Annotated in this window: 12 protein-coding genes; 2 read left to right on the top strand and 10 right to left on the bottom strand. The window is 60.2% G+C overall.

Annotated elements, in window-relative coordinates:
- Nucleotides 1-202 precede the first annotated feature (202 nt).
- The 3 genes from DEH80_RS16140 to DEH80_RS16130 all read right to left on the bottom strand — a co-directional run bounded on the left by DEH80_RS16140 (nucleotide 203) and on the right by DEH80_RS16130 (nucleotide 1540).
- Nucleotides 203-514, bottom strand: coding sequence for a type II toxin-antitoxin system RelE/ParE family toxin (locus DEH80_RS16140; RefSeq protein WP_109721552.1), 312 nt, complete (start codon nucleotides 512-514; stop codon nucleotides 203-205).
- A 4-nt stretch (nucleotides 515-518) separates the two neighbouring features.
- Complete coding sequence (locus DEH80_RS16135) at nucleotides 519-785, bottom strand: type II toxin-antitoxin system Phd/YefM family antitoxin (RefSeq protein ID WP_109721551.1); 267 nt, start codon at nucleotides 783-785, stop codon at nucleotides 519-521.
- Nucleotides 786-994: 209 nt separating this feature from the next.
- Nucleotides 995-1540, bottom strand: a complete 546-nt coding sequence (locus DEH80_RS16130; protein ID WP_133249285.1) for a hypothetical protein — start codon at nucleotides 1538-1540, stop codon at nucleotides 995-997.
- Nucleotides 1541-1709: 169 nt separating this feature from the next.
- Here DEH80_RS16130 and DEH80_RS16125 point away from each other — a divergent pair, with 169 nt between their 5' ends.
- Both DEH80_RS16125 and DEH80_RS16120 read left to right on the top strand, forming a co-directional pair.
- A complete protein-coding gene (locus DEH80_RS16125; RefSeq protein ID WP_109721549.1) occupies nucleotides 1710-1934 on the top strand; it encodes a hypothetical protein in 225 nt (74 codons plus the stop codon).
- A gap of 251 nt (nucleotides 1935-2185) precedes the next feature.
- On the top strand, nucleotides 2186-3154 hold the full coding sequence (locus tag DEH80_RS16120; protein ID WP_109721548.1) for an integron integrase: 969 nt from the start codon (nucleotides 2186-2188) through the stop codon (nucleotides 3152-3154).
- A gap of 196 nt (nucleotides 3155-3350) precedes the next feature.
- Here the strand turns inward: DEH80_RS16120 and rnhB are convergent, their stop codons facing one another.
- From rnhB to bamA, 7 genes are read right to left on the bottom strand one after another with little or no spacing between them, the layout of a single operon-like run.
- Entirely contained in the window at nucleotides 3351-3944 is a 594-nt protein-coding gene (gene rnhB, locus DEH80_RS16115) for a ribonuclease HII (protein WP_109721547.1), read from the bottom strand.
- Nucleotides 3941-5071: a lipid-A-disaccharide synthase gene (lpxB, locus tag DEH80_RS16110; protein WP_109721546.1), complete on the bottom strand. Its 1131-nt coding sequence runs from the start codon at nucleotides 5069-5071 to the stop codon at nucleotides 3941-3943. The genes rnhB and lpxB overlap by 4 nt, the downstream gene beginning before the upstream one ends.
- Before the next feature lie 24 nt (nucleotides 5072-5095).
- The gene (gene lpxA / locus DEH80_RS16105; protein ID WP_109721545.1) at nucleotides 5096-5869 is read right to left on the bottom strand and encodes an acyl-ACP--UDP-N-acetylglucosamine O-acyltransferase; all 774 of its coding nucleotides are present in this window, start codon (nucleotides 5867-5869) and stop codon (nucleotides 5096-5098) included.
- Complete coding sequence (gene fabZ, locus DEH80_RS16100) at nucleotides 5866-6318, bottom strand: 3-hydroxyacyl-ACP dehydratase FabZ (protein WP_207774657.1); 453 nt, start codon at nucleotides 6316-6318, stop codon at nucleotides 5866-5868. The genes lpxA and fabZ overlap by 4 nt, the downstream gene beginning before the upstream one ends.
- A gap of 42 nt (nucleotides 6319-6360) precedes the next feature.
- Nucleotides 6361-7371: a UDP-3-O-(3-hydroxymyristoyl)glucosamine N-acyltransferase gene (gene lpxD, locus DEH80_RS16095; RefSeq protein WP_109721544.1), complete on the bottom strand. Its 1011-nt coding sequence runs from the start codon at nucleotides 7369-7371 to the stop codon at nucleotides 6361-6363.
- Between the two features lie 12 nt (nucleotides 7372-7383).
- Nucleotides 7384-7887, bottom strand: coding sequence for an OmpH/Skp family outer membrane protein (locus tag DEH80_RS16090; protein ID WP_109721543.1), 504 nt, complete (start codon nucleotides 7885-7887; stop codon nucleotides 7384-7386).
- A gap of 53 nt (nucleotides 7888-7940) precedes the next feature.
- A complete protein-coding gene (gene bamA / locus DEH80_RS16085) occupies nucleotides 7941-10253 on the bottom strand; it encodes an outer membrane protein assembly factor BamA (protein WP_109721542.1) in 2313 nt (770 codons plus the stop codon).
- Nucleotides 10254-10271 lie beyond the last annotated feature (18 nt).

Below are 10271 nucleotides of genomic sequence, written 5' to 3'. Positions count from 1 at the left end.
TCAGATCGGGTCGTCAGCATGCTTGAGCATCGTCAGTGGTCGCCAGAGCAAATCGCAGAAAAGCTGAAACGGGAACACCCGGACGATCCGTCCATGCACGTGAGCCACGAGACGATCTATTCGTGGGTCTACGCCCAGCCGAGAAACCCGGGGCGGTTCACCTGAGTCGGGCGACAGCGGCACTGCGTTCCCGATTGCCGCCTTATTCATCTGCTTCACCAGGCAACTTGAGCAAGCGCTCGCTCCTCCAAACCCTCACAACGCGGACCTTCTTAGCTTCACATTTGCACACGATGCGAAATGGCGGATGAATGAGTTCCCGCAGATACTTCTGGCCGAATTCTGGAACTATTCTGCCCATGTCTGGATTGTCGTGAACGGCTTCGACTCGTTCAAAGATTTCCGACACCAACCGCCGACCGACCTCCGGCACCAACTCACCTTCATACCAAGTCTGAATTTCCTCAAGATCCCGAACGGCGGACTCAGCGAACGTGACGGAATCCTTTTCCACCAGCCTATAGCCCTAACCGTGTTCTTGCTTCCTTCAAGGAGACCTCATTGCCTGATTCAAGGTCGTTGAGCCCTGCCACTACGGCACGCATAAAGGCGCGCTCTTCCTCCGCCGCCTCAAAATCGCCAACGGACTGCACAACAGCCACCCCGCGGCCGCGACTGGTAAGTAAGGTTGGACGGTGGGCCTTGGCAACGTGCTTGACGACCTTGCCGGGGTTGACCTTCAGGTCTGTGAGAGGAACCACGTCTTCTGAGAACTTGATGGCCATGCTGCTTCCTGATCAGAATTTGACGACCTGATGATAGCACCTGTTAGAAGGTGCTGTTTAGGGAGGCCTGTTTAGCTACGCAGGGAGTTAGGGATGAAGTTGGCTTTCTGTCGCCCAACGCCTGAGCTCACCCGCAGCCCGAAGGGCCAAGGAGCGCAGCGACGCAGCCTGCGAAGCAGGTGTCGGGTGCAGCGATTTGTTGGGTGCGTTCAGCGATCACCACAGATCTCGTGTAATCGAACTACTGCTGGGGAGTTATTACCGCCCAAGCTAAGGACAACTTCGATTGCATCAAAATCTGCATTCGGATTGAACGAGTAGTACGTGGCTGCGCCGTTACCACTTATGTTGCCGTTGACCGTGAACTCGCCATTGGTTCCAACGGTGTTGTTCACACCGCCGAGATAGGTTTGAAACCGAATTCCGATGTTCTCGTACTGCCCGGCTGGAAACTGCGCAAGGGCTCCGGCATTTCCACCGCTGTTAAACACCGTACCCGCCGGTGCCGTGGCCCTGACAGTGGCTTGGCCGGACCCACCAGGCGCAAACCGTACTTCAACGAATGTGCCTCCGTTGTCATCCGCCACTGCCGAAAAGTTGCTCGACGAGCAATCTGGACAGTTGCCCTGCGTTGTGCCGCCGAGAAAGTGCGCTAAACAGAAATCGGCACCTGCAGAATCTGAGCCGCCACCGCCACCGCAGGCGGTGAGCACAAGCGAAAAAAGCGAGGAAAGAACAATGCGATTAAACGGCACGAGTTTGCTCCCACGTTGTATGGCTCTCAAGACCGCTAACGGATTCCGACGACGAATCCGGACATGATCATAAGCACCCAACGCCTGAGTTTACCGGCGTGCGTGGAGCGCAGCGGAGCGCACGTCCGGTTGAACGAATTGTTATGCCGCTGCCGCAAAAGGATTACCAATGGAAACAGTTATCGGGTGGTTTCTTGCTGGAATGGGATTCAGCCTTGGCGTGTTAGCAGGCGCATTTCTGAACATGCTTGCGACAAAGCAGGGACGAAACGAGATTAGGGCGGAACACCGCGCCACGCTGGACTTGCTGGAAAGGAAGTGCATCGGTGTCGAGAGAGTTGCATTTGCAATTGAGTGCATGACGCGGAATGAGCGCGAAGAAGATGCGGCATAACGCTTATTGGATGGAAAATGGCGACCTAATCCCCTGCGGCTGGGCCACCTAATACGCCCAAATAGTTTGTAACTCTTTGAATTCACACGACTCTACTCTATAGATGTGGTCTCGAGCGGGCTAAGATGCTGCCATTGGCCACCTAATACGACACGAGATGCGACCTTTGACTGAGAGGCAGCTGCTCGGGTGTCCGGCATGTCGCGCATTATCCGTAGTGGGTCGATAGGTTCATAGCGCTCTCGGTGGCCATGTCGTCATCACAACCTAGATTATTAGATCAGCTGCGTCACGCTCTACGTGCGCGGCATTATTCTTACCGTACCGAGCAAACATATACGCAATGGGTTCGGCGGTACATCATTTTCAATGATAAGCGGCATCCACGTGAGATGGGCAAGGTCGAGATCGAGGCCTTTCTCACCCACCTTGCGGTCTCGCGCCGAGTGTCTGCCTCTACTCAGAACCAGGCCATGTCTGCCATCTTGTTCCTCTATCACCACGTGTTGGAGATGGAGCCGGAATGGTTAACGGACGTAGTCCGCGCGAAGCCCTCACGTCGCGTTCCGGTCGTGCTGTCACGGGATGAGGTCAAGCAGCTACTCGCTCAGTTGTCGGGGCCTCAGTACCTGGCTGCAGGCCTGATGTATGGGGCCGGCCTGCGCTTGATGGAGACGCTGCGGCTGCGGGTGCATGACGTAGATTTTGCCTACGCGCAAATTACTGTCCGAAGTGGCAAGGGGAATAAGGACCGAGTGGTGCCTCTGCCTAGTCGGCTTGTGGCGGCTCTAAAAGCACAGATCGCAGCGGCTTTGGCGATGCACGTAACAGATATCGAGGCTGGGTATGGGCGAGTTTGGCTACCCAACGCGCTAGCGCTCAAATACCCCAACGCGGAGCGTCAGGCGGGGTGGCAGTACGTGTTTCCAGCTGCCGCACGCAGTGTTGATCCGCAAAGTGGGATTGTTCGGCGTCATCACCTTGATCGATCATGGATGCAGAAATCGATGAAGCGCGCTGTTGCCCTTGCGGGCTTGCGCAAGCGTGCAACCTGCCACACTTTGCGCCACTCCTTCGCGACACATCTGCTGGAGTCAGGTGCCGATATTCGCACTGTTCAAGCAGTGCTTGGCCACAAGGACCTGAAGACAACTCAGATCTATACCCACGTGCTCGAGAGAGGTGGATTTGGGGTGCGTAGTCCACTGGATCATCTGTAGGCGTGCGCGTCACCTCACGGGCATGAGGTCACACCTACAGTGTTCTGGCAGATTGTCAGCCACGGGTGGATTGATACGACCTTGCACCCTCAGTCCGGCACGGCATCCACGTCGCTACAGCATCCCATCGCACGGGAACAGGATGCAGTGTGGTGATGGCTCCGCCCAAATGAACGGTATTGCGTCGTATCTTGGCTTACCCGAAGAGGGGTTGCTGCCCTTTGCCCAGTAAGTCGCGCACAGGTCCAAAGCTGCGCCGGTGGACGGGTGTGACGCCCAGGCGCCGGAGTGCGTCGAGATGCGCGGCGGTGGGATACCCCTTGTGGCGAGCTAGCCCATAGCCCGGGTAGGTTTTGTCCAAGGTGACGAGCTGTCGATCTCGCGTCACTTTGGCAAGAATCGAGGCTGCGCTAATCGCCGGCTCCACCGCATCGCCGCCGATGACAAGCGTGGTCGGACAGTCCAGCCCGGGGGAGCGATTACCATCAACCAGCGCTTGGGTTGGCGCTGGGCTCAGCTGCTCGACTGCGCGTCGCATGGCCAGCAAGGACGCCTGCAGGATATTCAGGCTGTCGATCTCCTGCACGCTCGCCTCGGCGATGGCCCAGGCCAGAGCGCGCGCCTGAATCGTTTCGAACAAGGCCTCACGCCGACGTTCGGTGAGCTTCTTGGAGTCGGCCAGTCCTTCGATGGGTTGGTCGGGGTCGAGAATCACCGCCGCTGCAACAACCGGCCCTGCTAACGGCCCGCGGCCGACCTCATCAACACCTGCCACGCGCTCCGTGGTCACCCCAGCAGCTCCACAATGGCATCGGCAGCCTCTTCATCGGCATTGCGCTGCAAGGCCTTGTGCACGGCCGCGAACTGTCGCGTCTGGGCCTGGGCATACGCGGGGCGCTGTAGCAGTAGACGCACCGCACCCGCCAATGCCTGCGGTGTGGCGGCACCCTGCAACAACTCCGGAACAGCCGGGTCGTCAATGAGCAGATTGGGCAATGCGACATGCGGCGACTTGAGCAGCCCCAGGTCCAGCATCAGCCAGGCTGTTAAGGCATTGGTGGCGTAAGCGACGACCATCGGTCGCTGGACCAGCAGAGTCTCCAAGGTCGCGGTGCCGGAGGCAATCAGCACGGCATCGGCTGCCGCCATGGCCGCCTGTGATTGGCCGTCGACGACGGTGAGCGCCAGCGGCGACCCGGCAACCAGCGCATCCAGTCGTTCCCGCGCCTTCGCATTGGCGGCCGGTAGGATGCAATGCAGATCGGGCATGTCACGGGTCAGCCGCTCCGCAGCCTGCAAGAACAGCGGTGCGAGCCGGTCGATCTCGCTGCCGCGGCTACCGGGCAGCAAAGCCAGCACGGGGCCTTGATCCGGCAACCCCAAGGATTGTCGAGCCGCAGCGGGATCGGGGTCGGCGGCAATCTGATCCGCCAGCGGATGCCCGACAAACCGGACCGGTATTCCGCTGTCTCGGTAGAAGGCGGCCTCGAATGGGAACAAGGTCAGCATCAAATCGACCGACTCGGCAATGTGCTTAACCCGCCCCTGCCGCCAGGCCCAAACCGACGGGCTGACATAGTGCACCGTCGGAATGCCCCGGGCGCGCAGGCGTTTTTCCAAGCCCAGATTGAAGTCTGGTGCATCAATGCCCACGACCACATCGGGTTTGCGGGCCAGGATTTGTTCGATCAGCCTGCGCCGGAATTTCACCAGTCGTGGGACTTCCTTCAGCACCTCGACCAGACCCATGACCGACAAGGTCTCGATGTCCGCGAGCGATTCGCAGCCAGCCGCGGTCATGCGTGGCCCGGTGACACCAAAGGCCTGGAGATCAGGCACACGGCGCGAAAGGGCCTGGACCAGGCCCGCACCGAGAATGTCGCCGGAGGCTTCCCCGGCAATAATGGCGATCCGCATGGCGTGACGCGAGGTGAAGGCTTGCTAGCGCTGCAAGCCGCGCTGCGAGGCTTCGATAAATTCGATCATCGAGGCGACGTGCTCGTCATCCTGCTGCTCGCGCAAGGCCGCGACGGCGTCTGGCAGGCGGAGCTCCTTGCGGTAAATCGTCCGGTAGGCCTCCTTGATGCGACGAATCGCGTCCCGGTCGAAGCCCCGGCGTTGCAGCCCACGGGTATTGATGCCACGTGGCACCGCCGGATTGCCATCCACCAGCACAAACGGGGGCACATCACGATCCAGCCCGGAGGCATAGCCCGTGAAGCTGTGCGCTCCCATTCGGCAGAACTGGTGGATCAGCGTGAAGCCGCCCAAGATCACCCAGTCGCCAATGTGCACATGACCGGCGAGGCTGGCGTTATTCGCAAAGATGGTATGGCTGCCGATCTGGCAGTCATGGGCCACATGGCAGTACGCCATGATCCAGTTGTCGCTGCCGATGCGGGTGGTGCCGTCTTCCTTGAGCGTGCCCCGGTTGATGGTCACGTTTTCACGGATGACGTTGCGGTCGCCGATGAGCGTCCAGGTGTTGTCGGACGGCTTGGCCGTCATGTCCTGCGAGATCTCACCCACCGAGGCGAACTGGAAGATCTGGTTGTCTTCCCCGATGCGGGTCTGGGCCCCGATCACGACATGCGGACCGATACGCGTGCCCGCGCCGATTTCCACATCGGCCCCGATGATGCTGTACGGGCCGATGTCGGCGGTGTCGTGAATCTGCGCGCTGGGCTCGACGATGGCCGTGGGATGAATACTCATTCGACGACGGACTTGGCTGCACACATGAGATCGGCCGTGCACACGGTCTGGTCATCGACCCAGGCACGTGCCTCGAACTTCCAGATCTCCCGCTTATGACGGATCACCTTGGCTTCCATCATCAGGCGGTCGCCGGGCGACACGGGGCGCTTGAAACGCGCCTTGTCGATGCCGGCGAAATACAAAATGATGCCGTCCGATGCGCGTACCCCGGTCACATGCGACACCAGCAGGCCGCAGGTTTGCGCCAGCGCCTCCAGGATCAGCACGCCAGGCATGACCGGCACCTGGGGAAAGTGTCCGGGGAAAAAGGGTTCGTTGTAGGTCACGTTCTTGAACGTGACCAGCCGTTCCTGCCCATCGAATTCGACCACGCGGTCGACCAGAAGAAACGGGTACCGATGCGGTACCAGCTTCAGAATATCGTTAATCGTGCTTTCGCCCGCCACTGATCTGCTACCCCGCCCTGTCCTGCCTGTCCGTCGGGATGCTCAGGCACCCGATTCGAGTTGTTTGACCCGGTCTTCCAGCTTGCCCAAGCGACGCAGCCGTGCAACCTGCTTGCGCCACTCACCACTGGTGGCGACCGGCCAACCGGAGGAGTACGTGCCGGGCTCGCGAATCGAGCGAGTCACCAGCGTCATTCCGGTAATCATCACCTTGTCGGTGATCTCGAGGTGACCGGCCACACCCACGGCACCTCCGAGCATGCAATAAGACCCGATCGTGCTGCTGCCGGCAATGCCCACCTTGGCCGCCAGCGCACTGTGGTCGCCGATTCGCACGTTATGGGCGATTTGCACGAGGTTGTCGATCTTGACGTCATCTCCGATAACCGTGTCTTCGACGGCGCCACGGTCGATGGTGGTATTGGCGCCGATCTCGACATCGTCGCCCACCCGCACGGTTCCCAGCTGCGGCACCTCGATCCAGCGGCCTGCATCCATGGCCAAGCCGAAGCCGCGGCTACCGACCACGACGCCGGGATGCAGACGACAGCGCGCGCCAATCACCACACCCTCTTCGAGCGTGACATTGGGCCCTAGCTGGGTTTGCGCGCCGATGCTGACATCGCGGCCGATCACGGCATTCGCGCCGACGCTGACGCCGTCACCGAGCCGGGCACCTGCGGCGACGACCGCACCGGCGGCCACGCTCACGCCGGCACCCAGGCTGGCGCCTTCATCGATAACAGCGCGGGCGTGGATGCTGCCCTGGGCATCGGGTGCCGGCACGAATTCGGCGGCAACCCGTGCGTAGGCAACGTAAGGGTCCTGCGCCACCAGGCCAGGCGTGGACAGGTCGGACGCGTCGGCTTCGGCGACGATGACCGCGCTGGCTGCGGTTTGACTCAGATGGCGGCGATAGTGCGGATTGGCGAGAAAGCTGATCCCACCGGCCCGGCCATTGGCCAGGGTGCAGACCCCGTCAATCTCGACGTCGCCGTCGCCCACCAGCTCCAGGCCGTAGCGCTCAGCCAGCGTCCGCAGTCGAACGGCCAAGTGACCGGATCCCTACTTCGCGTTTTCCAGACGGCGCAGCACCTGCCCCGTCACGTCCACGGCGTCACTGGCGTAGACCGGATCCTGCAGGACCAGATCGTACTTGCCTTCGGTGGCCACGGCCTCGATCACTTCGGAAATCTGGTTCATCAGCTGCTGGGCCAGTTCCTTTTCACGGGCGGCGACATCCTCACGGAACTTGCGCTCCGAGTAGTTGAAGTCGATGCGGCGCGTGTTGAGGTCCTTTTCCGTACGGGCCCGCTCTGCTGCGCTCATCACATCAGCATTGCGCTTGAAGGCCTGCAGGTCTTCGGACAGCTGCTTGCCCTGCTGCTCCAGTTCCTTGGCGCGACGCTCGAAGTCGGCCTTCATCTGGGCTTCCATCTTCTTGTACTGCGGCGATTCCTTGATCAGTCGCTGGGACTGAATGGTCGCGATGCGGATCTCTGCCAGGGCCGTGCTGCTCCAGGCAACACCGGCAATCAGAAGAGCGAGAATCGTGGTGATCTGTTTCATGAGATTTGGACGGTTGGTCGAATCGAGTTGGACACCAGGCCAGCTGGCGTGTCTTAGAAGCCTGTACCGAAGTTGAGCTGGAAGCGATCCAGTTCATCGCCCTGCTCGGGACCGACAGGAATCGCGTAACTCAGATCCAGCACGCCAAGAAACGGCGTGAACCAGGTGTAAGCGATGCCGTAGGAACTGCGAAGTTCGCCGGTCTCGAAATCATCGACTTCATTAAAAACGTTGCCGATGTCGTAGAACACGGACAGGCGCGTGCTCTTATTGTCGGTTTCCAGAGGCGTCGGAATGATCAGCTCGTTCTGCGCGTATATGCGGAACTTGCCACCAAAGGGATTATTGAACAGGTTGCGCGGCGTATCACGCGGCCCCAGCGTGCCGTCACGATAACCACGGACCGAACGAGAGCCCCCGGCGAACAGGCGCTCGTAGGGCGGAATCAGGTCGGTATCGCCGTAGCCATCCGCCACACCCACGGACGCATTGATCTCGCCAAACAGGCCCTTGTAGATCGGAACGTACTGCTGGAAGTTGTAGAAGGCCTTGAACACCTGCAGATCGCTACCCGGCACCGTCAGGTCCAGGGTCAGGCGATGCAGCGCACCGCGTGTCGCGAAGATGGTGCGGTTGCGCGTATCGCGGATGATGCCGGTGCGCAGTTCCAGGTTGTAGAACTTCGTCCCTTCGGCGACCACGAACTCCAGCACCTCATTGGAGGTGATGTTCTGATTGGCAAAGGTTTCGATGGTCACCGCTTCCAGACCGCCGCCGAGGCGAATGGATGTGTACTCGGACAGCGGGAACCCATAGGTCAAAGAGGCCGTAGCCGTATTGGTGTCGAAACCGGAACTAAAGCGCACGACCTGCTCAGACTCACGGTAACGCAGATCAACCGTTCGGCTAATGCCCTCGGGCGTTGCGTAAGGATTGGTCCAGCTACCTGCGATGGAGCGGGAGAACTCATTCGACTCCACGGAGGCGCTGACCCGATTCCCCGTGCCCAGGAAATTGGAGTGCGTGACGCTGCCGGTCAGCAGAAAGCCCTGTGAACCCGAGAAGCCGACACCCAACTGCACCGAACCCGGAGGCCGTTCGGTAATCTCGAAGATCACATCGACCAGGTCATCGGTGCCCGGCACCGGCTGCGTTTCCACGGTGGCGTCCTCGACGAATGCCAGGCGAGCCAGACGGATGCGCGAGCGCTCGACCGCAGCCCGCGAGAACACGGCGCCCTCGAACTGACGCATTTCGCGGCGCAGCGTTTCGTCTTGCGTCTTCAGGTTGCCGGAGAAGTTGATCCGCCGGACGTAGACGCGTGAGCCCGGATCGACGTACATGCTCAGCTTGACGGTCCGATCATCCTCGTTCAGCTCGGGGAGCGGGCGCACATCGGCAAAGGCATAGCCGAAGTTCGACAAGGCGTCACTGATGCGCTCGGCACCTTCCGTCGCTTCCTTGCGCGAGAAAGTATCCCCCGCATCCAGCAGCACCAGGCGTCTCAGGTAGTCCTCATTGAGGATGAGATCGCCGGCAAACTCCAGCGAAGACACCGTGTAGGTCTGCCCTTCGCTGACGTTGATCGAGACGTAGATGTCTTTCTTGTCTGGCGTCAGCGCCACCTGCACCGAGTCCACATTGAACTTCAGGTAGCCACGGTCCAGGTAATACGACGACAACGCTTCCAGATCGCCCAGCAGCTGCTGCTTGGAGTAGCGATCGGAGCGTTGGAAGAACTTGAAGACGTTGCTGGCTTCGAGCTTGAAGGTATCCAGCAATTCCGCGTCGCTAAAGGCCTCGTTGCCAACGATGTTGATCTGCTCGATCTTGGCGACACGCCCTTCGGTCACCTTGACCAGAATGCTGACACGGTTATCGGAGACCTCCTCGACTTCGGTCTCGACCTTCACGTCGTAGTAGCCGTTGGCGTAGTACTGACGGGTCAGTTCCTGCTGCACCTGATCAAGAATGACTCGACGGAACAGCTCGCCCTGCTTGAGGCCCGCCGACTCCATGGCCTCGTCGACTTCCTCGCCCTTGATCTTTTTGTTGCCCTCGATTTCAAACGAGGCAATCGCCGGACGCTCTTCCACGTAGATGAGCAGCGTGTCGCCGTCGCGACCCAGGGCCACGTTCTCGAACAAACCGGTCTGGTAGAGCGAACGAATCGCCTGCTGACCGGTGCGATCATTCAGCTCGTCACCATTGGTCACGGGCAGATAGGTCAGGATCGTGCCGATTTCCAGGCGCTGTAGCCCCACGGCCTGGATGTCTTCGATGACAAAGCTTTCGTAGGCAGATGCCGCTGCGGACAGAAGGCATGCAACAAGTGCCCCCAGGATCCGTGATGTCACGGTTCGCATGATGATTCGTACTCGGAT

Origin of the sequence: Abyssibacter profundi (assembly GCF_003151135.1) — a bacterium.
GTDB classification, from domain to species: domain Bacteria; phylum Pseudomonadota; class Gammaproteobacteria; order Nevskiales; family OUC007; genus Abyssibacter; species Abyssibacter profundi.
The sequence above is the reverse complement of the archived record's forward strand: the minus strand, read 5'-3'. Positions and strand labels throughout refer to the sequence as shown.